Here is a 22,834-nt window from a genome sequence, read left to right as displayed (position 1 = left end):
CATTCAATGTCACCGATCCGCTCGGCCCCTTCCGCAGGCTGCGGCGTGGTCCTACCGTCACCGTATGAACCTGGAGCTGCGGCACCTGCGGGTGGTCTGCGCGATCGCGGAGACAGGGAGTGTGACCAAGGCGGCGTCGGCGCTCGGGCTCGCCCAGCCGGCGCTCACCGCCCAGCTCCAGCGGATCGAGCGGACGCTGGGCGGGCCGCTGTTCGACAGGGATCGGCGCGGCGCTCGACCCACGGCGCTCGGTGAGCTGGTGCTCGCCCGGGCCCGGGTGCTGCTGCCGGCGATGAAGGGCCTGCAGGACGAGGCGGCACGGCTCGCCGGGGCGGGCGCGGCGCCCCGCTGCTACCGCCTCGGCGGGGTGAACAGCCCGATCCTGGGCCGGTTGGTGCACCGGCTGGCCGCCGAGCAGCCACCGGCCCAGATCACCACGTACGCCTCGTGGTCGGTGGACGAGCTGGCGCAGCTGGTGGCCGGCGGGCGGTTGGACTTCGCCCTCACCGGCGTGTGCGGCGACGCCACCCCGTCGGCCGCGTTCGGGTTGAGCTGGCGGGAGGTGGCCATCGACCCGGTGCTGGTGCTGCTGCCGGAGACGCACCCGCTCGCGGAGCGGGCCGAGGTGCGCCTGGCGGACCTGGGTCACGAGCAGTGGGTGGCCGCGCCGGGCGACGGCTGCTTCGGCGACTGTTTCGCCGCCGCGTGCGCCCGCGCCGGCTTCACACCCCGCAAGGTGTACGAGACCGACATCCGCGGCTGCGTCGACCTGGTGGAGGCGGGTGTGGCGGTGGCTCTCTGCCAAGCGACGTTCCGCCCGGTCACCGGTCTGGTCACCCGGCGGCTGGCCGGTGTCCCGCTGCGCTGGCGGCTGCTGTTGGGCTGGCACCCGGACTCGCCCGCCGCCGGGGACGCGGAGCTGCTGCTGGCGACGGCGAAGGCGGCGTACACCGACTCGCTGGCGCCGCACCCCACCTACCTGGACTGGCTGGTGCGCAATCCGGGCTTCGGGGTCCGGCAGCCCAGCGGGGTCTGACCCCCCGCGAGCGGCGCGGGGACGTCCGTCGCGGGACTCGCGTGTCGCTGTGGCGCTCCACGGGCGGGCCGCGACCGGGACGGGGGCTACTGGCAGGTCGATGGCGGTGCGAACGGCCGCTGTCGGGGTATCTGGCGGACATGACCGATCTCTACCCGCCCTCCGACGACCGGGAGCTGCTCCGCCAGGCCGCCGCCGCGCACACCGCCGCCACCCGCCAGGTGGAGGCGTTCCTGCGCCGGCTGCCGGAGGTGCCCGACCCGGCCGACGTCACCGAGTACGCCAACCTGCTCACCCGGGAGGACCAGACCCGGGGCGAGCGCGACGCCGCCGCCGACGCGGCGGGGCTGACCATCGGCAGCCTGGAACCCGACCAGGGCCAGTAGCGGCAGGCGACGGTGCCGCCCCGAACCGGGGCGGCACCGTCGCGTACGGCAGCGCTCAGCGTTCGACGAGAGGGTCGTGGCCGAGGTCGAGCAGCGAGTGTCGCCACTCGTCGTCGGCGTTGCCGCGCTTGGGCTTGGCGTCCATCAGCTCGCGGATGCGCTCGACCGCCTCCTGCATCACCTCGATGTCCTCCGGGGTCAGGTCGACCTTGCGCTTGTTGAGCACCTTGAGGATCTCCCGTCCCGGCTGGGGCAGGTCGAGGTCCGGGTTCGGGCTGAACGACTCCTCGCCGGAGCCCCGGGTCAGCAGCCAGGTGCGCAGCTGCTCCGACGGGACGTTGACCTCGGCGTGGAAGTCCTCCCAGAGCACTTCCACCTCGGGGTCGATCCGCGTGTCGCGTACCATCAGGTCTCCTCTCGACGATGGTGACCCGACGTCTCCGGGTCGTCCTGGTCGGTCTTCGGATGCAGGCCCTCGGCGGGCACCCGCGTGCGGCGCGGGTTCGCGGTCGGGGGCGCCAGGATCGGGTCGGGATGGTCGTCGTCCTCGTCCCGGTGTTTCCCGGACTCCGCGTCCTCGTGCGGGTCCTCGTGGTCGTCTCGTCGCGCGGGCGGCGTCATCGCGGGTGCGTTGTCGTGGCGGCGGTGTACCCCCGCTCGCCCGCGGTCACGTCGAAGGTGAGCTGCCCGTCACGGGCGTCCACGGTGACCTTCTGCCCGGGCGAGATCGCCGACTCCAGCAGCATCCGCGACAGGTGGTTGTCCACCTCCCGCTGGATGACCCGGCGCAGCGGGCGGGCGCCGAACTCCGGCTGGTAGCCGTGCTCGGCGAGCCAGTCGATGCCGGCGGTGGTGAACTCCACCTGGATGTCCTGGGCGTGCAGCCGACGGCGGGTCTCCTCCAGCAGCAGCGCGGTGATGTCGCGCAACTGCTCGGCCTCCAGCCGACGGAAGATGATGACCTCGTCGATGCGGTTGAGGAACTCCGGCCGGAAGTTCTCCTGGAGGCGACGCATCAGCCGTTCGCGCAGCTCGTCGTTCTCCTGCTCGCTGCCCACGTCCCCGGTGCCGAAACCGACGGCCCGCTGGGCCCCGGTGATCAGCTCGGAGCCGAGGTTGCTCGTCATGATCAGCACGGTGTTCTTGAAGTTCACCGTACGGCCCTGACTGTCGGTGAGCCGCCCGTCGTCGAGCACCTGGAGCAGGATGTTGAACACGTCCGGGTGCGCCTTCTCGATCTCGTCGAGCAGCACCACCGCGTACGGGCGGCGGCGCACCGCCTCGGTGAGCTGGCCGGCCTCCTCGTAGCCGACGTACCCGGGTGGGGCGCCGACCAGCCGGCTGACCGTGTGCCGCTCCTGGAACTCGCTCATGTCCACCCGGACCATCCGGTCCGCCTCGCCGAACAACGCCTCGGCCAGGGCCCGGGCCAACTCGGTCTTGCCGACGCCGGTGGGGCCGAGGAACAGGAAGCTGCCCATCGGCCGTTCCGGGTCGGCCAGCCCGGCGCGGGAGCGGCGCACCGCCTCGGCCACCGCGGTGACGGCGTCGTCCTGGCCGACCACCTTCTCGTGCAGGTGGCCCTCCAGGCGCAGCAGCCGGTCGCGTTCCTCCTCGGTGAGCTGGCTGACCGGAATGCCGGTGGCCCGGGAGACCACCTCAGCGATCTCCTGCGGGCCCACCTCGGGCACCTGCGAGGACGAGCCGTCGGCGCCGTTCGCGCGGCGCATCTCCTCCTCCAGCTCGGAGATCCGGTCCCGCAGCGCCGAGGCCCGCTCGTACTGCTCGTCGGTGACGGCCTGCTCCTTGTCCCGGCGTACGTCGTCGAGCTCCTGCTCCAGCTCCCGCACGTCGGAGGCCGGGGTGCGGGTGCGCAGCCGGACCCGGGCGCCGGCCTGGTCGATCAGGTCGATGGCCTTGTCCGGCAGGAAGCGGTCGGTGACGTACCGGTCGGACAGCTCGGCGGCGGCGACAAGCGCCTCGTCGGTGAAGCGCACCTGGTGGTGGGCCTCGTACCTGTCGCGCAGGCCGCGCAGGATGGCGATCGTGTCGTCGACGCTGGGCTCGGGCACCAGCACCGGCTGGAACCGGCGGGCCAGGGCGGCGTCCTTCTCGATGCTCTTGCGGTACTCGTCGAGCGTGGTCGCGCCGATCACCCGCAGCTCGCCCCGCGCGAGGGCGGGCTTGAGCATGTTTGACGCGTCCATTCCGCCCTCGCTGCCGGCCCCACCGGCGCCGACGAGGGTGTGGATCTCGTCCAGGAAGATGATCAGCTCGTCCCGGTGCGCCCGGATCTCGTCGATCACCTTCTTGAGGCGCTCCTCGAAGTCACCCCGGTAGCGGGTGCCCGCCACCAGGCCGGCGAGGTCGAGCTGCACCACGCGCTTGCCGAGCAGGGTCTGCGGCACGTCGCCGTCGCAGATCCGCTCGGCCAGGCCCTCGACGATCGCGGTCTTGCCGACTCCGGCCTCGCCGATCAGCACCGGGTTGTTCTTGGTTCGCCGGGACAGGATCTCCACGGCCTGCTCGATCTCGTCGGCCCGCCCGATCACCGGGTCGATCTGGTCGGCGCGGGCCAGGTCGGTGAGGTCCTGCCCGTACTGGTCCAGGGTCGGGGTGCCGCGGTCCGGTTTCGGCCCGGTCATCGGGCCGCGTTCGGCGTTGGCGGCCTGCAACGACTCGGGTTGGATCCGGCCGGCGGCCAGCATCCGCCCGGCCGGTGACTCCGGGTTGAGCGGAAGGGCCATCAGGATGTGCTCGGGGCCGATGTAGTTGGCGCCCATCGCCCGCGACAACTGGTGGGCGTCGAGCAGCGCCCGCTTGGCCGCCGGGGTCAGCGACAGGTTGGGGGGCACCTCCCCGCGCGGGGCGCCGTCACCCTTGCCGCCCAACGCGTTGAGCAGCGTGTCCGGGTCGGCGCCGGCCCGGCGTACCAGGTCGCGCAGGGGTTCGCGTTGCAGGGCCGCCCAGAGCAGGTGGTCGGTGTCCAGGTCGTTGCTCTGCCGTTGCGCGGCGCGGCGGGCCGCGTCGGCAAGCATCTCCCGGGCGTCGGCGGTCATCAGGCGGGTGATGTCGACCCGGTGCGGCGGTCGGCGTCCTCCCTCACCCCGGCCGAAGTACCGGGCCAGGAATTCGTCCCACGGGTCGGAGCCGAGGTCACCGGGTCCCATCATGTCTGTCCTCCGCAGTCGGGCGCGGCACGGTCGCCAGGGGCTACCCGGCGCTCGGCCCGACAAACGCCGCACGCGGCGGCGCAACCCGCGTTGTGGAGTGGCGTCCGGCCGACGCCGCTCCCGGGTGGCAGGCTGGCGGCATGACTGAGAACCCGCTGCTGATCGTGGACGGCGCCAACGTGGTGGGCTCCCGCCCGAACGGATGGTGGCGGGACCGGGCGGGGGCCGCCACCCGGTTGCGGGACTCCCTGGCCCCGGTGGCCGCCACCGGTCTGCCCGCCCGCCTGACCGCCCCGGTCGAGGTGGTGCTCGTGGTCGAGGGCGCCGCCCGGGACGTGCCCGGCACCGACGACGTCCGGGTGGTCTCCGCCCCCGGCTCCGGCGACGACACGGTGGTCGAGTTGGTGCAGGCGGCGCCGCAGCGCCGTCGACTGGTGGTCACCGCCGACCGGGAGCTGCGCGAGCGGGTCACCGCCCTGGGCGCTGAGGTGTACGGCCCACGCTGGCTCCGGGATAATTGAGAGATTCTCATCCTGGGAGTTCCCACAGAACGGACTCCCGGCACTTCCGGGGGGTTAACGGTCAGCCGGGCAGGAACACCGACAGGGCGGATGTTCTCCCACGGACGCCAGTAGGCTCTAATGGAGATCTCCCCGCCCCCAGGAGGTTCCGCCGTGGCGAGCGTCGCCGAGCTGAAGGCTGCCATCGATGTCGCCCTCCAACAGATCGGCGACGGGCAGACAGCCGTCCAGGCGGCAGGTGAGAAGCTCGCCGAGGCGCAGCAGACCCTGGCCGGCGCGCTGGAGGGCAGCGGCCACGAGACGGTCGAGGCGGCCCAGGCGTCGCTGACCCAGGCCAGCCAGGAGCTGGAGGAATGTCTCGCCGCGACACTTGTCGCGGTCGAGCAGGCACAGCTCTACGTCTCCACCCTGTAGGCCACCGTGTCCATCATCGAGGACATCGGCGGGCAGGTCCGCGCGGCAAGCGAGGAGTTCCCGGTCGGCCTGCTCGGGCAGGCCCTGGAGAAGTTCGGCCTGGCCGCCGAACGGCTGCGCTGGGTACGACAGGAGTCGGCCAACCCGATGGGGGTGCCCGAGCTGTCCGCCGCGACCGAGCACGCCGAGAGTGCCAACTACGCGCTGCGGGTGGCGCAGGAGCAGCTGTCGGCGTACCTGGCCGCGATCGGGCTGGCCGGCGACGGCGCCCCGCCACCCCGCCCACAGCAGCGCGACCCGCGCCACGACGCGGCCCCGCCGGACGGGCCGACCACAGTGGCGCCGGAGCAGCCCGAACAGGTGCGGATGCGCCGCTGGTGGTCGGTGCGGGTGGCGGAGTTGACCGGCGGGCGCGACGGCGGCGCCGACGAGCCCGACGAGCGGCTGCGCGACTCCCAGGAGCTGCTGCGCCGGGTCGTCGGCGGGGTACGCGCGGGTGACCGGGACCGGCTGCGCACCGAGCTGCGCCGGGCCTCGGCCGACGTGGGGCTCGGAATGGCCGCGCTCGCGCCGCCGCTGCTGCGGGAGCTGGCCGGCGAGCTGCTGGGGCATCCGCCCCGCGCCGCGGACCTCGGCCGGCTGCGCGGCGAGCTGAACGGGCGCGTCCGGGACCTGCTGCCCGGCCTGCCGCCGCCGGTGCTGGAGACACTGCTGACCCGGGTGTGCCGGATGCCGCCACCACGCGCGTCGGGAGAGCCCGCACACGCCGCCGACTCCGCAGTCGCCGCCGGCGTGGCGACCGGGCTGCTGCTCGCCCGCCTCGGCCGGGACCTGCCCGTCGCCACCGGCACGCCGCAGGCCACCGGTGGCCAGGACTCCGGCGGCGCGAGCCCTCGCCCCGCCGAGCAACGCCCGGGCACGCGCCCCGCCGAGCAGCGGCCCGGGAGAGCGGCCGCCGAAGCACCCTCCGGCGGCGTGGATGCGCGTCCTGGTCGGGTGGGCGGTCGTACCGGGCAGGCGTCCGGCGAGGCCGTACCGCAGCGGAGCGCCGGACCGCCGCCGCGCACGGGCAGCCCGTGGCGGGACGCGCCGGCCCGTCGGGGTTCCGATGGCTGACCGGCGCGGCCAGTTGGCCACCCGGATCCGGGACACCCTCGGGGAGGCGCTGGGCGCCACGCGTACCCGCTTGTCGGCGGCCCAGGCCGAGCTGACCGCGGGCCGCGAACGGCTGACCCGGGTCCGGCCGGGCGGCCGCCGTCGTACCCCAGCGGGTCGGCGCCCAACGGGACCGTCGCCTCGCCGAGATCGACGACCGGCACGCCACCCGGATCGCCGAGCTGGCCCGCCACGCCGCCGAGGCCGCCCGCCGGGAGGCGCCCGGCTGCGCCGGCGCCGACTGGCCGGGCTGGACGCCGACGCCCACCCGCCGGGCCGAGCCGCCCGGCGCGCTGCGGGTCGGCACCGTCCGGATCGACGACGTCGACCCGGTGCCCGCGCTGGTGCCGCTGCTCGACGCCGGGCACGTGCACCTGTCCGGGGACGACCGCGCCGGCTGCGACGCGGTCGTGTCCGCGCTGCTGTTGCGGGCCGTCGGCCGCGCCGACCCGGGTGGGGTACGACTGGTCGGGTACGACCCGGAGCACCTCGGCGGCGGCCTGGCCGGGTTCGCGCCCCTGGGCACCGCGGGGCTGCTCACCTTCGTCGGCCCCGGCGGGTTGGGGCCGCTGCTGGACGACCTGGTCGAGCAGATCCGCCGCATCAACGAGACGGTGCTGGCCGGTGAACACGGCTCACTGCGGGAGCTGGCCTCGGCGACCGGCCGCCGGCCCGAGCCGTGGCGGGTGGCGGTGCTGCTCGGCGGCGACGAGCTGAACCGGCACGAGCGCGGGCAGCTCGAACGGGTGGTCCGCGCCGGCGCCGCCTGCGGGGTGCACCTGGTGGTCCGGGGCATCGCCCTGCCGGACGACCCGACGGTGACGCGGGTGGTGACCGAGTCGTCCGGAGCGTGGATCGGCGGGCCGTCCGGCCTGTCGGTCCGCCTGGACCCGCCGCCACCGGCGACGCTCGTCACCGAGACCTGCCGGGAGATCGCGGCCCAGGTCAACGCCGGCCCGCCGCCGACGCCGTTCGCCGACCTGCTGCCCCCACCGGAGGAGATGTGGCGGGAGGATTCGGCAAGCGGCCTGACCGCCCCGATCGGCGAGGGGCCGCAGGGCCGACCGGTGCGCCTGACCCTGGGCGACTATCCACCGCACGCGCTGATCGGAGGCCCGTCCGGCACCGGCAAGACCAACCTGATCTTCGCGTGGATCGGCGCCCTCGCCTCCCGCTACTCCCCCGCCGAGCTGGAGTTCTATCTCCTGGACTTCAAGGAGGGGGTGTCCTTCGCCCGGTTCGCGCAGGGCCGACGCGACCCGAGCTGGCTGCCGCACATGCGCCTGGTCGGCATCAACGTCAACACCGACCGGGAGTTCGGGTTGGCGCTGCTGCGGTTCCTCACCGACGAGCTGCGTCGCCGCGCCGACGCCGCCAAGAAGCACGAGGTGACCAAGCTGGCCGAGCTGCGCGCGGTCGACCCGACCGGGCACTGGCCCCGGATCGTCGCAGTGGTCGACGAGTTCCAGATGCTGCTGGCCGGTCGGGACGTGGTCGCCCGGGAGGCCGCCGACCTGCTGGAGGACCTGGCCCGCCGCGGCCGGTCGCAGGGCATCCACCTGGTGCTCGCCTCCCAGGACGTACGGGGCATCGAGGCGCTGTGGGGCCGTCCGGCGCTTGTCGCCCAGTTCACGTTGCGGATCGCGCTGCCCAAGGCGTTGCGGATCCTGGCCGAGCGCAACGACGCGGCGCAGTCGCTGCCCCGCTGGCACGCCGTGGTCAACGCCGAGTCGGGCATGGTGGAGGGCAACGAGGTCGCGCGGATCCCGTCGGCCAGCGACTGGGAGACATGGAGCGGCCTGCAACACCGGCTGTGGCGGATGCGCCCCCCGGACGCCGCGCCGGCCCGGCTCTTCGACGGTGACGCGATCCCCCGACTCGACGAGGCCCCGGACTTCCGGGCGCTCGCCGCCCCGACGGACGGCCGCGCGCCCCGCAACCCGGTGGCCCTGCTCGGCGAGATCATCGACGTGCAGTCCCGCTCGGCGGCGCTGCGGCTGCCTCGCGCGCCCGGACGCAACCTGGCGGTGCTGGGTACGCGGGTGGACGAGGCGTGCGCGGTGCTCGACTCGGCCGCCCGGTCGCTGGCCCGCCAGCACCCGCCGGGCACCGCCCGGTTCTCCATCGCCTGTCTCGACCCGGACGCCGACCCGATCGCCCGCGCGCTCTACGACGACCTGGCCGACGACGCCGCCTGGTACGACGAGGAGACCGTCGGCGAGTTGATGACCGAGACGGCCGACGGACTGCCCGGCCCGGGCAGCCCGCACTACCTGCTGCTGTTCGCGGTCGACGCGGCGGCCGGCGCCCTCGCCGCGCGCACCGGTCGACGTACCGGCCTGGAGCAGCTGCGCCGAATCCTGCACGACGGGCCGGAACGGCGTACCCACGTGCTGGCCTGGTGGCGGGGCGTGGCGCGGATGCGCGCGGACCTGGGCGGCCCGGCCGCCCGCACCGACCAGATCGGCGCCTGGGTGGCGCTCGACGCGCACGGCGGCGAGCTGGGCGCCTCGCTCTACCCGGGCACCGGCGGCCCGGACTGGTATCCCCGACCGTGGCGCGGGCTCTTCTTCGACCGGGCGGTGCACCGCACCGGCCAGGTGCTCATCCCCTATGGACCGTCGCGATGAACCAGCCGGTGAGCAGTGACACGTACACGGCGCAGCTACGGCGACTGGCCGAGCTGACCGCCCGGGTCCGCGAGCAGCGCGCCGAGGCGCACACGTGGTACGAGCGGCAGTGCGCGGCGGCCGAGCGGGCCGTCACCGACGCCGCCGACCAGGTGCGCCGGGCCGAGGAGGAGCTGGTCGCGGCCCGCGAGGAGCAGGAACGCGTCGACGCCGAGGTGGCGCACCTGTGGCAGCAGGTCCGCGCCCGGCTGGGCGTCCGCCGCCTCGGCGCCCCGCCGACACCGACCAACGGCAGTGCGGCCGGCGAGCCGGTCGCGCTGCTCGGCCGGGCCCGGGACCTGCTCGACCGGGCCGGGCAACCGGGTGAGCTGCCGGGCTCGGTCAACCCGCTGCTGGCCCTCTGCGGGGTGGCCGGCGCGGTGGTGGCGTACGCGCTGGGCTCCGGCGCGCGGGCGCTCGGCGTCGGGTACGGCGGAGACCTCGCGGTCGGACTGCCGGTGCTGGCGCTGGTGGTGACACTGCTCGGCCCGCTGATCGGCCTCGTGCCGGCGCGGGTGCTGGCCGACCGCCGGCACGCGGTCCTCGGGCCGCGCCCGATCACCGTGGTCCTCGGCGCCGGCCTGGTGGCCACCGCGCTGCTGCTGGTCCTCGGCCGCTGACCCCTGCCCCGGGCACCCCCGCCGGGCAGGTCCGCCGCGCAGGTCCCCGCCGCGCAGGTCCCGCCGGCATGGCGCTGCGCCGCTCGCCGCCTTGATCAACTCGGTTTCCTGGAAATCGCGGCGTCCAAGCCCTTCCGACACGGCGACTTCAGGGAAACCGAGTCGATCACCGCCGCCGGGCGCACGCCGCCGGGCGCATGCCAGCGCGCGTAGGCCGCCCGGCGCACACCGAGGGGCGCGCGCACGCCGACCGGGCGCACGCCGACGGGGGCGCGCCGACCACCGCCAGCGGGCACCCGCCAGCGCACGCACGCCGACGGGCGGCCTCAGGCCGGGATCAGGACGGCCTCGCGCAGCAGGCGACGGGCCAGGGTGACCCGGTCGGCGTCGTCGGGCAGGCCGGGCAGGTCACCGACGCGGGTGACCGTGCCGCTGAGCAGGGCGCGGGCCGCCGGCGCGCAGTCCGCCGGCAGGGTGATGGTGCGGTCGAACAGGCGCAGCGCCACCTGGTCCGATCCGTGCGGCACGAGCTGCCAGCGCAGACCCGGCCGCAGGGTGACCCGGGAGTCGGCGTCCAGCGCGGCCACGGCGCCGGCCTGGGCGAGTGGCCGGATGGGCGCCGGCCGGGCGGCGGGCCAGGCGCGCTGACGCAGTCGCGCCGCGACGGCGGCCGGGTCGGCGCGTAGCAGCCAGTCGCGCAGCGCCTCGACCGTCTCGGTCAGCTCCGGCTCGATGGCGTCGGCGTCGGCCACGTCGGTGCCGAACGGCAGGCTGGCGCGCAGCCGCTGGTCCTCGGCGGCCAGCGCGAGCAGCTCCTCGACCAGGGCGTAGCGCGTCAACGCGCGGATGCCCACGGTCAGGTGCAGCGAGCTGGCGTCCTGGGCCTGCGCGCTGTGCAGCCAGCCGCGGGGCAGGTAGAGGGCGTCGCCGGGGGCGAGCACCACGTCCAGCGCGGCGGGACCCTGCGCGGTGGCGGAGACCTCGTCGGCGCGACCGCCCCACGTCTGCTTCTCCAGCGGGTCGGGCAGCACCGGTGGGTGGATCCGCCAGTGCTTGCGGCCGTCGACCTGGAGCACGAACACGTCGTGGGTGTCGTAGTGGGTGGCGAAGCCCTGGCTGCCGGCCGGGGTGAGGTAGGCGTTGATCTGCAGCGGCTGGTTGAGCGCGAGGCCCAGGTCGCGGGCGAAGTCGACGAGCGGCGGCCAGATCCGGTGCAGGCCCTGCAGGACCAGGGTGGCGCCCGCCGCGTACTGCTCCAGGACCCGCTCGTCGAGCACCTGGTCGCCGATCTCCGCGCCCGCGCCGCCACCGCCGGTCCAGCGCGCCGCCGGAACGAGCTGGCCGTCCTTGGCGACCCGCAGGAACGGGGTACGCAGACCGCGCCGGCTGAGCAGCTCGTCGGCGTCGGCGGGGCTGAACAGGTCGGTGAAGCCGGCCGGGTCAGGCAGCTCGGCGGCGCGGGACAGCAGCGGGGTGTGCCCCCAGTGCGCGGCGGCGAACTTGGCCGGCTCGACCGACACACAGCGGGCCAGCGCGGCGGTGGCATCCGGGGACGGAACCGCCGGGCGGCCGTGGCCGCCCGGCGGGTCGAGGTGCGTCATGACGGTCCGTTACCGGGCGCTGCCGTCGGCGCCGCCGTCCTGCTGGCCCGGGGTCGCGCCACCATCGGCCGGACCCTCCGCGCCACCATCGGCGCCGCCGTCCTGGTGACCCGGGGTCGCGCCACCGTCGGCCGGACCCTCCGCGCCACCATCGGCGCCGCCGTCCTGGTGACCCGGGGTCGCGCCACCGTCGGCCGGACCCTCCGCGCCACCGTCCGCGCCGCCGTCCTGGTGACCCGGGGTCGCGCCACCGTCGGCCGGACCCTCCAGGCCGCCGCCGCCCGTGGTCTGCATGTCATCGTCGTTGAGTGCCATCGGTACTCCCTCGGGTGTGCCGCCCCGCCGTACGCCGGGGTCCGTCGTGCTGCGGGTGGTACCCCACGCGCGATCTTCTCTAACCCACACCGTAGACGCCGAACCGGGGCGACACGGGCGGTTCGCGGGCGGTGGCGGTCGGTGTCAGGATGGGAAGGTGATCCTGGTGGGTACCTCCGGCTGGCAGTACCGGGACTGGCGGGGCCGCTTCTACCCCCAGCAGCTGCCACAGCGACTCTGGTTGGAGCACTTCGCGGCGGGCTTCGCCACCGTCGAGGTCAACAACGCGTTCTACCGGCTGCCGGAGCGGGAGACGTTCGCGGCGTGGCGGGCGCGGACGCCGGGAGACTTCTGCGTGGCGGTGAAGATGAGCCGCTACCTCACCCACATCAAGCGTCTGCGGGATCCGGCCGAGCCGGTGGCGCGGTTCCTCGGCCGGGCCACGGCCCTCGGCGACCGGCTCGGGCCGGTGCTGCTGCAACTGCCACCCAACCTGCGGGCGGACGTCGACGCGCTGGACGCGACTCTGCGGCTGTTCCCGGCGGAGGTTCGGGTGGCGGTGGAGCCACGGCACCCGTCCTGGTGGACCGACGCCACCCGTGCCGTGCTGGAACGGCGGCGGGCGGCGCTGGTCTGGGCGGATCGCCTCGGTCGTCCGGTGGCGCCCCGCTGGCGTACGACCGACTTCGGCTATCTGCGGCTGCACGAGGGGCGGGCCCGGCCGTGGCCGCACTACGGGCGTACCGCGCTCGGCTCGTGGGTCCGCCGGCTCACCGACGCGTTCGACGCGGACGAGCCGGCGTACGTCTATTTCAACAACGACCCCGGCGGTGCGGCCGTCACCGACGCCGTCACCTTCGCGGCGCTGGCCCGCGCGGCCGGTCATCCGGTGTCGCGGGTGCCGTCCCCCGCCGAGGCCGACACGTCCCAGCGCTGAGCCCGCCCGACGGCGTCGTCGGACGGGCCCACGGTGTCACGGCGTCACGGCGTCACGGCATGAACGTGGCGAGGTCCTTCGGCATGGTGTCCTTCACGTCCTGCCACTCGCCCTGGGTGACGTGCCGACGCAGCGTGTCCAGCACCACCTGCGTCACCCGCTCCGCGCCGCCCTCGGCGTCGTACGGGAAGCCCTGCCGGACCTCGTAGAGGAAGTCGTCGCGGTTGAGCTTGATCGGCACGTCCGACGGGTTCCATCCGTCGAAGTAGATCCCCCGGACCAGCACCGGCAACTGCTGCGCGAACTCGACGCTCTCGTTGACCGCCAACCGGTCGCGCAGCAGGTGCAGCACCGTGCGCAGCGCGGCGTACGACTGGTTGCGTCGCTCCTTCGGCCACCCGTAGGCGGTCTCGATGTCCTTGAGGATCAGGTTCGTCTTGTCAAGCGAGCTCTCGAAGGCGGAGATCATCGCGTCAGCCATCGGTCGACCCCCGTTCCGTGGTGTCCCACCGTCGGTCGTCGGCGCGTCGCGGCGGTCCCACCGGGCCTCGTCTGGCCCGTACCGGGGTGCCCTGTGGTGCGCGCCTGGCGTTGTCGGCCGTGCCGACCACGTGCAGGACGGCGCCCCGCCGTCGATCCGTCACCAGTCGAACCGTCATCGCCCGTCACCTCCGTGTCGTCTCCGGCGTCGGCCGCCTCCGCGCGGCCGTACCCACCGTGTCCACCGTGCCGGTCGGGCGGGTGAGCCGGCCCCACCCGGATCGGGTGAGGTCAGCCGGCGTCGAGGAGACCCGCGAGGGTCTTCGCGTTGGTCTGGGCGTAGTCGCGGTAACAGTTGTTCATGAGAACGTGGGTCTGCCCGGCGGAGTCGGCCAGCTCGCGCAGCTTCGGCGCCCAGTCGGCCAGCTCCCGCTTCGAGTAGTGGTAGCCGAACTTCTCGTGGATGTCCTTGCTCGTCCACTTGTCACTGTGGCCGTGGAAGCGCATGACCGCGAGGTCCCCGGTGGCGGCCAGCACCGGGGGCACCGACGAGCGGTGGCCCTGCGGCATGTCCACGCAGACGTACGACAGCCGGTGCTCGCGGAGGAAGGCGAGGGTCTCGTCGGCGTTGTCGCCGTCGAACCAGGACGCGTGGCGGAACTCGTAGACCGGTCGCAGCGGCGCGCAGCGCTTCGCCACCTCCAGCAGGTACTGCTTGTTGGCCCGCTTGATCGTGAACCAGGGCGGGAACTGGAACAGCAGCGCGCCGAGCTTGTCCGCCTCGACAAGGGGGTCCAGCGCGGACAGGAAGCGCGTCCACACGTCCTCGTACGCCTGCGCGGGCAGGTCGTCGGGGTAGACGTTCTTCTTCTCCGTCTCGGGGCGCAGGTCCTTGTAGAGCGCGCTGACCCGGGTGGGATGCCCGGTGAGCAGGCTGAACGCCTTGATGTTGAACGTGAAGCCGGCCGGGGTGCGGTCGGCCCAGAGCCGCGCGGTCGCCTCGGCGGGCGGCGAGTAGTAGGTCGCGTCCACCTCGACAAGCGGGAACTGCCGGGCGTAGTACGCCAGGCGCTTCTCCGGGTTGTCCGCGGTCTGCGGGTACCAGCCCGAGTCGAGCAGCGTGCGGTCGGTCCAGGACGCGGTGCCCACCAGAATGTCACCCATGGCGAAAGTCCATCGTGTCGTGGACCGACCGGCAACCGCTGCCGTCGCTCAGGCCGCCCGCCGCTCGCGGGTCTGCTTGCAGGTGACGCACGTGGTGGCGGCCGGGAAGATCTCCAGCCGCTCCACCGGGATCGCCGCCGAGCAGCCCTCGCACCAGCCGTACGTGCCCTCGGCGAGGCGGCCCAGGGCGTGCTCGTACTGGGTGCGCCGGTCGAGGATGGTCCGCAGCAGGGACTGCGCGGTGTCCCGCTCGGCGGTCTTGGTGCCGCTGTCGGCCTGGTCGTCGCCGGCAGTGTCACCGACCTCCACCAGACGCAGCACCTGGCTCTGCAGCACGGCCTGCTCGTACTCGGCGGTCAGCTCGTCGTAGCGCGCCTGCAGGGAGTGCCGGATCTGGTCGATCTCCGTCTGGGATCGGCCGGTACCGACCGTGTCGTGGACGAGCATCGCTGCCTGCCTTCCTGGCCTGGTGGCTCAAGGTGAACCGGGTGCCGGCGGCGTGGGCCCCGGTCAACGGTCGCATCCGGTACGCGGGCGGTCACCCGCGCTCTGTGAGCCGGGCGAGTACCCGCCGGACGCGCCACGCAAACAGGCGATTTCTCAGCTGTCGCCGGCCTCCACGAGCGCGGGGTGCCGGGGGTCGTCGGCGCGTACCACCACGTCGGCGAAGCTGGCGGGGACCACCTCCTCGGCGTAGCGGTCGAAGGCCGGGAGGGTCCACTCGTCGGCCGGTCCGGTGCGGCGGCGCAGCGCCGCCGGGGAGAGCTGAAGGTGGACCGTCACGTCGAAGGGCAGCGCCCCGCCGAGCAGGAGCGTGCCGCTGACCAGGACCATGCCGCCGGGTGGCAGGTCGACGTACCGGGCGCGGCTGGCCCGGTCGGCGGCGGCGTCCCACAGCGACGGCAGCACCCGCCCGTCGCCGCCGGGGCCGGCCGGGTCGAGCACCTCGCGGCGCAGGCCGGTCTCGTCGTTCCAGCCCTCGTAGTAGGCGTCCGGGTTGGTCCGGCCGAGTTCGAAGCGCAGCGACGCGGGGCGGAGGAAGTCGGCGGCGCGGACGTGCAGGACCGGGCGGCCTCGGGCGCGCAGCGGATCGACGAGAGCGGCGGCCAGCTCGTCCGGGCCGGCTGCGGGGGCACCGTCGACCGCCACTCGCAGCCGGGCGGGCTCGACGGTGCGGGAGGCGTCGTCGAGCCGGCCGGTCAGTTCGGCGACGAGCCGGTCGGGCGAGATGGGACGGATGCGCACCGAACCATCCTGCCTCGTCGGCGTGGGCGGCCCCGCAGCTGCCGAGCCGCCGTCGCGCCGCTCGGGGCCGCCGGCCGGCTGGGTGGCGGCGGTCAGCCGGTGCGGTCGACGGTGACGCGGGCGTCGTCGGCGAGCCGGTAGCCGACGCCGTAGACGGTCGTGACCAGGGGGACGTCCACGCCGACCTTGCCGCGCAGCCGACGTACGTGCACGTCGACGGTGCGGACGCCGGCGTGCTCGTAGCCCCAGACGGCGTTGAGCAGTTGCAGTCGGGTGAACACCCGGCGGGGGTGGGCGACCAGATGCAGCAGGAGGTCGAACTCCAGCCGGGTCAGCGGCAGCGGCTCGTCGTCGCGCAGCACCGACCGGGACGACGCGAGGATGTGCAGGGCGGGGATCGTCGGGGTGAGGGCTCGGGCGGGCGCCCGGTTGGCCGGCACCCCGTCGGCGCGACGCTCGGCCGGAGCGGAGCTGGTGATCACGCCCTCGCCCCGCTCCAGCATCTCCCGGGCGGCTTCGAGCAGCCGTCGGGCCGGCGGGGTCAGCGACTCCTCACACGCCAGTGGGATGGACAGCGTCACGGTGAGCATGGGCGCGGCGGTGTTCGCCGGGCGGCGTTGACCGCCGGGGGGTCGACCGGGCACCGCGGGTTGGGACGTATGCCATCCGGCGCGCGACGAGGCGGGGCTGACCGACATGGTCCTCCTTGGGCTGGTCCGGGTATCTCCCCACGGCCCGGGACGCCGCTTCATCGATGCTTCCCGGCGCCCGGGCGAGGGTCAAGAGGCGGCTGCGTTGCATGAATGTGACAATTGACGAACACATCGGAGCCAGACGCTCGCTCTGCGTACGAAGCCAGATGATTACAGCAGAGCCACCGGGATGCCCCGTTACGGGGGTCCCCGTCCTGTTCACCGTGCCGTCGCGCATCGCCTGCGGACCGCCGTCGGAGCGCTGCTCAGCGGGTGTGGTCGACGCTGATCCGCGCCTCGTCGCCCAGCCGGTAACCGACCCCGTAGACGGTCGTGACCACCTCCGCCCCGGGCAGCTTGGCCCGCAGGCGTCGGACGTGCACGTCCACGGTGCGGGCCACGGCGTGTTCGTAGCCCCAGACGTTCGACAGCAGCTGGAGGCGGGTGAAGACCCGGTGCGGGCGCTCGGCGAGGAAGAGCAGCAGGTCGTACTCGATGCGGGTCAGCGCGACCACCCGGTCGCCGCGGCGGACCACCCGGGTGCCGGCCTATGATGCGCACGTCGGCCCCGTCGGTGTCGGCGGCGGGCGCCTCGGCGATGGCGGGGCGGGGCAGCGGGCGCGGTGTCGCCGGCACGTCCTCGGCGGGGCGCAGCCGACCCTCCCCGGACTCCGCCAGCTCACCGAGCAGCTGCACCAGCCGGGCCAGCCGGGGACTCATCGGCCCGGGGGCCAGGTCGAGGGTGATGGTCAGGGTCGGGCCGGTGCGGGGGCGGACGGCGGCCCGGCCCGGGTGACTCGGCGAGTAGGGACGGGTGGGGATCGCGACGACGGACATCGTGCCTCCTGAGATGGCGGTACGCCGCCACGCCGGGTGCGGCGTGGGGGTCAGCGGCGCGCCCAGCCGGCGGTGACCGGGGGCGCGAGGGGGGATGCGCGGTGCAGCGGTGTGGGGCCGAGCGCCGGCAGGCCGGCGATGCGCCAGGCGGCGAACCCGCCGTCGACGTCGGTGGCCCGGCGCAGGCCGATGTCCTGCAACGCGGCGGCGGCCAGCGACGAGGTGTAGCCCTCCTGGCAGATGATCACCACCGGCACGTCGTAGTCGACCGCCTCGGGCAGCCGGGCCGGGCAACGCGGGTCGAACCGCCACTCCAGCACGTTGCGCTCGACCGTGAGCGAGCCGGGCACGACGCCGTGCGCGGCGCGCTGGGCGGCCGGCCGGATGTCGACGAGCAACGCGCCGGCCCGGACCGCGAGGTGCGCCCGCTCCGGGTCGAGCCGGTCGAGGCGGGCTCGCGCGGCGGCCAGGATGTCGTCGATGCCCCGGGAGCCCGGCGGTGGCACGGGTGCCGGACAGTGCTCGGCGGTGAACTGCATGATCGATTCCTTCCGGTAACGAGAGGGCGGTGCGAACGAGAGGCTCACCAGGACCGCCCGGCCTCGGCGACCTCGGCGACCCGCAGGCGCCCGTCGAGGAGGTCGTAGCGGGTCATCCGGCGCAGCGCCGGGCGGTAGACGTGCACGCTGACCGCCGGCACCGGGCCGCGGTTGGTGACCTGGTGGACGTGGCGGGGGCCGAAGCGGCGGGCGGCGCCGGCGGGCAGCAGACGGGGGCGCAGCTCTCCCCGGCTGACCGTCTCCTCGGTGAGGGCACCGGCGACCACCCGGAACGCGCCGGCGGAGCCGCCGTGGTCGTGCAGGTCGGTGCCCTGGCCGGGCAGCCAACTCAGGGCCCACACCTCGTGGTCGTCGGCGGTGGCGAGCCGGGCGTACCAGCGCTCGCTGGGATCGAAGCGCAGCGTGACCGGCCAGCCGGCCGGGTCGGCCCACCGGGCGGCGACGGCGAGCAGGTCGGTGGCCGGGCGATAGTGGGTCATCGGTGGTTCCTCAGCGGGTCGTTCGGCGGGGTGCCCCCGTACTCTAGCCGGCAAACCCTATAGGTTTAGTAGGTAATTCCACATGCCGGGAGGCCATCCCGCGACCGCGCGGGCTCAGCGCAGGACCGGCGGGTCCACCCGGTAACCGGGCAGCGACGGCCACCGCACGGTGAGCACCACCGAGGCCCGCTCCGCGTACCAGGAGTGATCCACTCCCCGCGCCCACACCACATAGTCGCCGGGAGTGGCCAGCCGCACCGTCCGGTCCGGCAGCTCCACCCGGAAGCACCCGTCGACGAGCACCAGCAGGGTGGTCCGACGCTCACCTGTCGCCCACCGCGAGCGGGCCTCACCGGGCGGATGCACGCCCCACTTCACCTCGACGTCGGTGCTGTGCCGGATCTCGTCCGGCGGTGCGAAGTGCCCGAGCAGCCAGCCGCCGTTGCCGGCGCCGTCGACGCCCGCGTTGCCCACGTAGACCGTCTCACCCATCGGACCCCTCCCCCACCGCGCCGGCCGAGCAACCTATCAGGACCTCGGCGACTACCCTGGACCGGTGACCGATGACCTTGACGCCGAGACGCTGGCGTTCGCGCACCGGATGTTCGACCTGGCCCGCGCGGGCTCCACCGAGGAGCTGGCCGCCCAGGTCGACGCCGGCCTGCCGGTCAACCTGACCAACGACAAGGGCGACACGCTGCTGATCCTGGCCGCCTACCACTCCCACCCGGACACGGTGGCCGCTCTGCTGGCGCGCGGCGCGGACCACACCCGTGCCAACGACCGGGGGCAGACCGCGCTCGCCGCCGCGGTCTTCCGCAGCAGCGCCGACGCCGTCCGCGCGCTGCTCGCCGCCGGGGCCGATCCGGCGCACGGCACCCCGTCGGCGGCCGAGACCGCGCAGTTCTTCGACCTGCCGGAGATGGCCGAGCTGCTGCGGGCCGGCTGACGCGACCCCCGGCGGGCCGGTATACAGGGTCCGTGGAAGATCCCCTGCCCGAACAGATGCGTGCCGCAGGCACCGCGCTGCTGGCCGCGCTCGATCCCGCGACCCGCATCGGCGCCGTGTACCCGTTCGACGACGAGCCGGCCCGGCGCTGGCTGGAGTACCGGCCCCGCCCCCGCCCCGGCGTCTGCCTGGCCGAGCTGGACATCGCCGGGCGCAAGGCCGCGCACCGGCTGCTGGCCACCGCGCTCAGCCCATCGGCGTACGCGCAGGCCATGGCGATCATCGCGCTGGAGGAGGTCCTGGACCGGGCCGAGGACTGGCACCGTGGACGGCACAGCGGCGACTACTGGATCGCCGTGTTCGGGGACCCGGCCCGCGACGACCGCTGGGCGTGGCGGCTCGAAGGACACCACCTGTCGGTGACGATGACCGTGGTCGACGACCGGGTCTCCCCCGCGCCGATCTTCTTCGGCGCCAACCCGGCGGCGGTGCGCTACGCCGGGCACGCCGTCTCCCGGCCGCTCGGCGTCGAGGAGGACCTGGCCCGCGCCCTGCTCGACGCGCTCGGCCCGGCCGGTCGGGCCGCCGCGATCGTCGCCGACGAGGCGCCGACGGACATCATCAGCGCCACCCGCGGGCGGGTCGACGGGCCCCTCGAACCGCTCGGCGTACCGGCCGACCGGCTCGGCCCGACCGGCCGCGCGCTGCTCGACCAGGTCGTCGCGCTCTACCTGGACCGGCTGCCTCCCGAACTGGCCGTCGCCGAGGCGGTCCGCGTCAAGGACGGCCAGCTGCACTTCGCCTGGGCCGGCCCGACGAGGCCCGGCCAGCGGCACTACTACCGGGTGCAGGGCGACGACCTGCTGATCGAGTACGACAACACGAGCGACGACGGCAACCACGCGCACACCGTGCTCCGCCGCCCCGCCAGTGACTTCGGTGCCGACATCCTGGCGACCCACCGCCAGGCCCACCCGCACTGACCCGCACCCCCGGGGGCGACGGCCACTGACGCTCACGAGGTGGGACAGGTTGCCTCGATGAGGAAACGCTGGGCGTGGGCGACGAAGGGGCCCTCGGTGGTGATGCGGCGGTGCAGGGCGAGCAGTTCCGGGCGGTAGCGGTCCACAGTGAAGCCGGGCACGGTCCACACCACCTTGCGCAGGAACCAGACGACCGCGCCGACGTCGTGGAAGACCGCGCGCAGCGTGGCCCGGCGCATGTCGACCACGCGCAGCCCGGCGTCCTGGGCGGCGGCGACCGCGGCCTCGGGGTGCCGCCCGTCCGGCGGGGGCAGCGGGCCGAGGATCGCCTCGCTCAGCTCCCGCATGGTGCCCGGCCCGATCTGCTGGGACAGGTACGTGCCGCCGGGGCGCAGCACCCGGGCCGTCTGGGCCCAGTCGGTGCGTACCGGATGCCGGCTGACCACCAGGTCGAACGACCCGTCCCGGAACGGCAGCGCCGAGTCCGGGGCGACCGCCACCACCGTCGCGCCGACCCGGCGCAGGGTCCGCCGGGCGACCTCGACGTTCGGCGGCCACGCCTCGGTCGCCACCAACACCTTCGGCGGGTACGGAACCTCGGCGAGCACCTCACCGCCCCCGGTGTCCACGTCCAGCGCGGCGTCGGCGCGCGCCATCCGTTCGGCGACCAGCTTGGCGTACCCCCAGGGTGGGCGTTCCTCGGTGGCCCGGCCGGCCAGCCAGGCGAAGCCCCAGCCGTCGACGGGCGCGGCGGCCGCCTCCGCGATCAACTCCTCGACGTTCCGTTCGGCGCTCATGGGAGGCAGCCTCACCGGCCAGCCGCCCGACGGGCAACCCATTTGCGACCGCCACCGGCCCCTCCGGGCGGACACAACCACGGACGGGCACGCCACGAACGGGCCGCATCGCCGCCGGGCGCGCCTCGGACGGCACCTTACGGACGGGGCCACGTCGCCGCGGGGCGCGGCACGGACGAGCGCGGCACCGACCGGCACGGCTCCGTCAGGGGCGGGGGCGGGCGATCTCGACGGTGCCGCCGGCGAGGGCGTCCAGGCTGCCGGTGTCGGCCCGGCCGGAGTCGAACTGGCGCATGAGCCGCGCGCCCAGGTACACACCCACGCCACCTGCGGTGAGCGCGACCAGCTCGGTGGCCAGGATCGCGACTGTCGCGCCGCGATGCGGCGAGTGGGCGCGCACCAGGCAGGTGACCAGGAACAGGCCGGCCATTGCCGCGTTGACGAGGTTGAAGGCGATGGCGGTGCGGCGGGTGCCGTCGACCGGCACGTCCCACAGGTCGACCATGCCGGCGACCGCCGTCATCGCGGCGGCGAACAGGGCGGCGACACCGGTCCAGTAGCCGACCTCGCCGAGGAACGTCGGCCCGCCGGCGACGTCGGTGAGGTCGAAGACGGTGGCGCTGACGAAGAGCCCGAGCGGGAACGTCACAAGCATCGGTTGGATGGGATGCCCCTGCACACGCAGCCGGCTCTGCATCGGTCCTCCCCAGGGTCGGCGCAGCTCACCAGTACCAGGGTGCTACCCGACCCCCCGTCGCACGAAACGAGGCCGCCCGACTCGCCGCCGACCGGGAGAACGGGCACCCGGCGACGTGATCCACTCGTGTTGCAGGAAATCGCGCTGTCCGCTCGGCTCGGACACCCCGATTTCCTGGAAACCGAGTCGATCAACCCGCCGCGCCGCGCCGCCGGCGGCGGCGGCGGCGTCAGGTTTCGCGGGGGCGGGAGACCGTCCGGATGAGGCGTTCGGCCACCTCGCGCAGCGGGATGTCCAGGGACGAGGCGGCGGTCCGCAGCACGTCGAGGGCCTCGGCCGGGGGGCACCCGCGCTGCGTCATGATCACGCCGATGGCCTGCCCGACGACACCGTCGTGCAGGAGTGAGGCGTCCCGCTCGCCGACGAGCGCCTGCTGGCGGCGTCGGTCGCGGACGGCGGCGAGCAGCAGGCCGGCGTGCTCGGCGAGCAGCATCGCGGTGAGCTGGTGCTGCGGGGTGAGGACGTCGGGTGCGGCGGCGTACAGGTTGATCGCCCCGATGACCTGGTCGTCGATGTCCACCGGCGCGGAGATGACCCCACGGACACCGAGGTCGCGGGCGCGGGGCGTCCAGGCCGGCCAGCGTGACTCGCCGGCCAGGTCCACCGCGAGGATCATCTCGCGGCGTCGGATCGCGCTCATCGCCGGCGAGTCGGGCCCGTGGCGCAGGTCGTCGAGACTGGCCATCCGTTCGTCGGAGGCGGCCACGCCGGCCGGTTCGCCGGCCCGCAGGGCGGTGAAGCCGCACCAGCGCACCCCGGCCACCGCGTCGCGGGTGACCCGGACCAGCGCCAGCAGCGCCTCGTCGAAATCGGTAAGCGCGATCAGGCCGGCGGTCAGCTCCCGCAACAGCGCGGCGGTCTCCAGCACACCAAGTCGCTCGACCACCGGTTCCCGCGTGTCCACGTTCACCGTTCCACTGCCCTCGTACGCCCTCGCGCGCATCCCGCCGACATCGTCACCTGTGCCATGGTCTGCCCTCTTTCCGCTGTGACCGACCCGCCCTACTACCCTCGCAAACCGGGATCGAAACGGCGTAAGGAGGGGCCTCTGCCACACCGCGGAG

25 protein-coding genes and 2 pseudogenes are annotated in these 22,834 nt (G+C 74.4%); 10 read left to right on the top strand and 17 right to left on the bottom strand.

Annotated features, from left to right (window positions below; genetic code table 11):
* Window positions 1–64 precede the first annotated feature (64 nt).
* Window positions 65–1,036 (top strand): LysR family transcriptional regulator, encoded by a 972-nt coding sequence (locus MILUP08_RS16865; RefSeq protein WP_007459769.1) that lies wholly within the window; start codon window positions 65–67, stop codon window positions 1,034–1,036.
* A 140-nt stretch (window positions 1,037–1,176) separates the two neighbouring features.
* A complete protein-coding gene (locus tag MILUP08_RS16860) occupies window positions 1,177–1,422 on the top strand; it encodes a hypothetical protein (RefSeq protein ID WP_007459767.1) in 246 nt (81 codons plus the stop codon).
* A 55-nt stretch (window positions 1,423–1,477) separates the two neighbouring features.
* Here the strand turns inward: MILUP08_RS16860 and MILUP08_RS16855 are convergent, their stop codons facing one another.
* Genes MILUP08_RS16855 through MILUP08_RS16845 form a run of 3 tightly spaced genes read right to left on the bottom strand, consistent with a single transcriptional unit; the run spans window position 1,478 to window position 4,595 of the window.
* Window positions 1,478–1,828 (bottom strand): DUF3140 domain-containing protein, encoded by a 351-nt coding sequence (locus MILUP08_RS16855; RefSeq protein WP_007459766.1) that lies wholly within the window; start codon window positions 1,826–1,828, stop codon window positions 1,478–1,480.
* Entirely contained in the window at window positions 1,828–2,043 is a 216-nt protein-coding gene (locus MILUP08_RS16850; RefSeq protein WP_007459763.1) for a hypothetical protein, read from the bottom strand. Before MILUP08_RS16850 ends, MILUP08_RS16855 begins: the two co-directional genes overlap by 1 nt.
* Window positions 2,040–4,595, bottom strand: coding sequence for an ATP-dependent Clp protease ATP-binding subunit (locus MILUP08_RS16845; protein WP_007459762.1), 2,556 nt, complete (start codon window positions 4,593–4,595; stop codon window positions 2,040–2,042). The genes MILUP08_RS16850 and MILUP08_RS16845 overlap by 4 nt, the downstream gene beginning before the upstream one ends.
* 140 nt (window positions 4,596–4,735) lie before the next feature.
* Here MILUP08_RS16845 and MILUP08_RS16840 point away from each other — a divergent pair, with 140 nt between their 5' ends.
* The 5 genes and pseudogenes from MILUP08_RS16840 (at window position 4,736) to MILUP08_RS16820 (ending at window position 9,974) form a co-directional block, all read left to right on the top strand.
* The gene (locus tag MILUP08_RS16840) at window positions 4,736–5,116 is read left to right on the top strand and encodes a PIN domain-containing protein (protein WP_007459760.1); all 381 of its coding nucleotides are present in this window, start codon (window positions 4,736–4,738) and stop codon (window positions 5,114–5,116) included.
* 153 nt (window positions 5,117–5,269) lie between these two features.
* Window positions 5,270–5,530, top strand: coding sequence for a hypothetical protein (locus tag MILUP08_RS16835; protein WP_007076395.1), 261 nt, complete (start codon window positions 5,270–5,272; stop codon window positions 5,528–5,530).
* A gap of 6 nt (window positions 5,531–5,536) precedes the next feature.
* A complete protein-coding gene (locus MILUP08_RS16830; protein WP_007459756.1) occupies window positions 5,537–6,646 on the top strand; it encodes a hypothetical protein in 1,110 nt (369 codons plus the stop codon).
* Window positions 6,639–9,315 (top strand): annotated as a pseudogene (locus MILUP08_RS16825) (FtsK/SpoIIIE domain-containing protein). The gene MILUP08_RS16830 and the pseudogene MILUP08_RS16825 overlap by 8 nt, the downstream one beginning before the upstream one ends.
* The gene (locus tag MILUP08_RS16820; RefSeq protein WP_007459751.1) at window positions 9,312–9,974 is read left to right on the top strand and encodes a hypothetical protein; all 663 of its coding nucleotides are present in this window, start codon (window positions 9,312–9,314) and stop codon (window positions 9,972–9,974) included. The pseudogene MILUP08_RS16825 and the gene MILUP08_RS16820 overlap by 4 nt, the downstream one beginning before the upstream one ends.
* Before the next feature lie 326 nt (window positions 9,975–10,300).
* On the opposite strand, the gene MILUP08_RS16815 is transcribed toward MILUP08_RS16820, so the two are convergent.
* A complete protein-coding gene (locus tag MILUP08_RS16815) occupies window positions 10,301–11,575 on the bottom strand; it encodes a cupin domain-containing protein (protein WP_007459747.1) in 1,275 nt (424 codons plus the stop codon).
* A gap of 9 nt (window positions 11,576–11,584) precedes the next feature.
* Window positions 11,585–11,890 (bottom strand): hypothetical protein, encoded by a 306-nt coding sequence (locus MILUP08_RS16810; RefSeq protein ID WP_007459745.1) that lies wholly within the window; start codon window positions 11,888–11,890, stop codon window positions 11,585–11,587.
* A 157-nt stretch (window positions 11,891–12,047) separates the two neighbouring features.
* Here MILUP08_RS16810 and MILUP08_RS16805 point away from each other — a divergent pair, with 157 nt between their 5' ends.
* Window positions 12,048–12,827 carry a DUF72 domain-containing protein gene (locus MILUP08_RS16805; protein ID WP_007459744.1) on the top strand — a complete coding sequence of 260 codons (780 nt, stop codon included), beginning with the start codon at window positions 12,048–12,050 and terminating at the stop codon, window positions 12,825–12,827.
* Window positions 12,828–12,879: 52 nt separating this feature from the next.
* On the opposite strand, the gene MILUP08_RS16800 is transcribed toward MILUP08_RS16805, so the two are convergent.
* The 9 genes and pseudogenes from MILUP08_RS16800 to MILUP08_RS16760 all read right to left on the bottom strand — a co-directional run bounded on the left by MILUP08_RS16800 (window position 12,880) and on the right by MILUP08_RS16760 (window position 18,776).
* Complete coding sequence (locus MILUP08_RS16800) at window positions 12,880–13,308, bottom strand: DUF2267 domain-containing protein (protein WP_007459741.1); 429 nt, start codon at window positions 13,306–13,308, stop codon at window positions 12,880–12,882.
* 290 nt (window positions 13,309–13,598) lie between these two features.
* On the bottom strand, window positions 13,599–14,471 hold the full coding sequence (locus MILUP08_RS16795; RefSeq protein ID WP_007459740.1) for a DUF72 domain-containing protein: 873 nt from the start codon (window positions 14,469–14,471) through the stop codon (window positions 13,599–13,601).
* A 48-nt stretch (window positions 14,472–14,519) separates the two neighbouring features.
* Window positions 14,520–14,918 (bottom strand): TraR/DksA family transcriptional regulator, encoded by a 399-nt coding sequence (locus MILUP08_RS16790; RefSeq protein WP_007459738.1) that lies wholly within the window; start codon window positions 14,916–14,918, stop codon window positions 14,520–14,522.
* Between the two features lie 153 nt (window positions 14,919–15,071).
* Window positions 15,072–15,716, bottom strand: a complete 645-nt coding sequence (locus MILUP08_RS16785; RefSeq protein WP_007459736.1) for a nucleoside/nucleotide kinase family protein — start codon at window positions 15,714–15,716, stop codon at window positions 15,072–15,074.
* A gap of 92 nt (window positions 15,717–15,808) precedes the next feature.
* Window positions 15,809–16,414 (bottom strand): winged helix-turn-helix domain-containing protein, encoded by a 606-nt coding sequence (locus MILUP08_RS16780; RefSeq protein ID WP_007459734.1) that lies wholly within the window; start codon window positions 16,412–16,414, stop codon window positions 15,809–15,811.
* Between the two features lie 260 nt (window positions 16,415–16,674).
* Window positions 16,675–17,161: pseudogene (locus tag MILUP08_RS37315) on the bottom strand (winged helix-turn-helix domain-containing protein).
* 134 nt (window positions 17,162–17,295) lie between these two features.
* Window positions 17,296–17,784, bottom strand: a complete 489-nt coding sequence (locus tag MILUP08_RS16770) for a rhodanese-like domain-containing protein (RefSeq protein ID WP_039906145.1) — start codon at window positions 17,782–17,784, stop codon at window positions 17,296–17,298.
* Between the two features lie 44 nt (window positions 17,785–17,828).
* Window positions 17,829–18,284 (bottom strand): cysteine dioxygenase, encoded by a 456-nt coding sequence (locus tag MILUP08_RS16765; RefSeq protein WP_007459727.1) that lies wholly within the window; start codon window positions 18,282–18,284, stop codon window positions 17,829–17,831.
* A 114-nt stretch (window positions 18,285–18,398) separates the two neighbouring features.
* Window positions 18,399–18,776, bottom strand: a complete 378-nt coding sequence (locus MILUP08_RS16760) for a cupin domain-containing protein (RefSeq protein ID WP_007459725.1) — start codon at window positions 18,774–18,776, stop codon at window positions 18,399–18,401.
* A gap of 64 nt (window positions 18,777–18,840) precedes the next feature.
* Between MILUP08_RS16760 and MILUP08_RS16755 the strand changes: the two genes are divergently transcribed.
* Together MILUP08_RS16755 and MILUP08_RS16750 are read left to right on the top strand one after the other, a co-directional pair.
* The gene (locus tag MILUP08_RS16755; RefSeq protein ID WP_007459723.1) at window positions 18,841–19,233 is read left to right on the top strand and encodes an ankyrin repeat domain-containing protein; all 393 of its coding nucleotides are present in this window, start codon (window positions 18,841–18,843) and stop codon (window positions 19,231–19,233) included.
* Between the two features lie 32 nt (window positions 19,234–19,265).
* Window positions 19,266–20,216 (top strand): DUF3500 domain-containing protein, encoded by a 951-nt coding sequence (locus MILUP08_RS16750; protein WP_007459721.1) that lies wholly within the window; start codon window positions 19,266–19,268, stop codon window positions 20,214–20,216.
* A 32-nt stretch (window positions 20,217–20,248) separates the two neighbouring features.
* Here the strand turns inward: MILUP08_RS16750 and MILUP08_RS16745 are convergent, their stop codons facing one another.
* The 3 genes from MILUP08_RS16745 to MILUP08_RS16735 all read right to left on the bottom strand — a co-directional run bounded on the left by MILUP08_RS16745 (window position 20,249) and on the right by MILUP08_RS16735 (window position 22,680).
* The gene (locus MILUP08_RS16745; RefSeq protein WP_007459720.1) at window positions 20,249–21,013 is read right to left on the bottom strand and encodes a class I SAM-dependent methyltransferase; all 765 of its coding nucleotides are present in this window, start codon (window positions 21,011–21,013) and stop codon (window positions 20,249–20,251) included.
* A 205-nt stretch (window positions 21,014–21,218) separates the two neighbouring features.
* Entirely contained in the window at window positions 21,219–21,710 is a 492-nt protein-coding gene (locus MILUP08_RS16740) for a DUF2231 domain-containing protein (RefSeq protein WP_007459718.1), read from the bottom strand.
* Window positions 21,711–21,939: 229 nt separating this feature from the next.
* Entirely contained in the window at window positions 21,940–22,680 is a 741-nt protein-coding gene (locus tag MILUP08_RS16735) for a GAF and ANTAR domain-containing protein (RefSeq protein ID WP_039908196.1), read from the bottom strand.
* Window positions 22,681–22,834: the final 154 nt, after the last annotated feature.

This window comes from Micromonospora lupini str. Lupac 08, assembly GCF_000297395.2.
Lineage (GTDB): Bacteria > Actinomycetota > Actinomycetes > Mycobacteriales > Micromonosporaceae > Micromonospora > Micromonospora lupini.
Note: the sequence above shows the minus strand (reverse complement) of the source record. Positions and strands in the feature narration are given on the sequence as shown.

Excerpts from the sequence above, each read along its gene's own strand:
- MILUP08_RS16865 (WP_007459769.1), top strand. The coding sequence starts at position 65 with ATGAACCTGGAGCTGCGGCACCTGCGGGTGGTCTGCGCGATCGCGGAG.
- MILUP08_RS16860 (WP_007459767.1), top strand. The coding sequence starts at position 1,177 with ATGACCGATCTCTACCCGCCCTCCGACGACCGGGAGCTGCTCCGCCAG.
- MILUP08_RS16855 (WP_007459766.1), bottom strand. The coding sequence starts at position 1,828 with ATGGTACGCGACACGCGGATCGACCCCGAGGTGGAAGTGCTCTGGGAG.
- MILUP08_RS16850 (WP_007459763.1), bottom strand. The coding sequence starts at position 2,043 with ATGACGCCGCCCGCGCGACGAGACGACCACGAGGACCCGCACGAGGAC.
- MILUP08_RS16845 (WP_007459762.1), bottom strand. The coding sequence starts at position 4,595 with ATGATGGGACCCGGTGACCTCGGCTCCGACCCGTGGGACGAATTCCTG.
- MILUP08_RS16840 (WP_007459760.1), top strand. The coding sequence starts at position 4,736 with ATGACTGAGAACCCGCTGCTGATCGTGGACGGCGCCAACGTGGTGGGC.
- MILUP08_RS16820 (WP_007459751.1), top strand. The coding sequence starts at position 9,312 with ATGAACCAGCCGGTGAGCAGTGACACGTACACGGCGCAGCTACGGCGA.
- MILUP08_RS16815 (WP_007459747.1), bottom strand. The coding sequence starts at position 11,575 with ATGACGCACCTCGACCCGCCGGGCGGCCACGGCCGCCCGGCGGTTCCG.
- MILUP08_RS16810 (WP_007459745.1), bottom strand. The coding sequence starts at position 11,890 with ATGGCACTCAACGACGATGACATGCAGACCACGGGCGGCGGCGGCCTG.
- MILUP08_RS16800 (WP_007459741.1), bottom strand. The coding sequence starts at position 13,308 with ATGGCTGACGCGATGATCTCCGCCTTCGAGAGCTCGCTTGACAAGACG.
- MILUP08_RS16795 (WP_007459740.1), bottom strand. The coding sequence starts at position 14,471 with ATGGGTGACATTCTGGTGGGCACCGCGTCCTGGACCGACCGCACGCTG.
- MILUP08_RS16790 (WP_007459738.1), bottom strand. The coding sequence starts at position 14,918 with ATGCTCGTCCACGACACGGTCGGTACCGGCCGATCCCAGACGGAGATC.
- MILUP08_RS16780 (WP_007459734.1), bottom strand. The coding sequence starts at position 16,414 with ATGTCGGTCAGCCCCGCCTCGTCGCGCGCCGGATGGCATACGTCCCAA.
- MILUP08_RS16770 (WP_039906145.1), bottom strand. The coding sequence starts at position 17,784 with ATGCAGTTCACCGCCGAGCACTGTCCGGCACCCGTGCCACCGCCGGGC.
- MILUP08_RS16765 (WP_007459727.1), bottom strand. The coding sequence starts at position 18,284 with ATGACCCACTATCGCCCGGCCACCGACCTGCTCGCCGTCGCCGCCCGG.
- MILUP08_RS16760 (WP_007459725.1), bottom strand. The coding sequence starts at position 18,776 with ATGGGTGAGACGGTCTACGTGGGCAACGCGGGCGTCGACGGCGCCGGC.
- MILUP08_RS16745 (WP_007459720.1), bottom strand. The coding sequence starts at position 21,013 with ATGAGCGCCGAACGGAACGTCGAGGAGTTGATCGCGGAGGCGGCCGCC.
- MILUP08_RS16740 (WP_007459718.1), bottom strand. The coding sequence starts at position 21,710 with ATGCAGAGCCGGCTGCGTGTGCAGGGGCATCCCATCCAACCGATGCTT.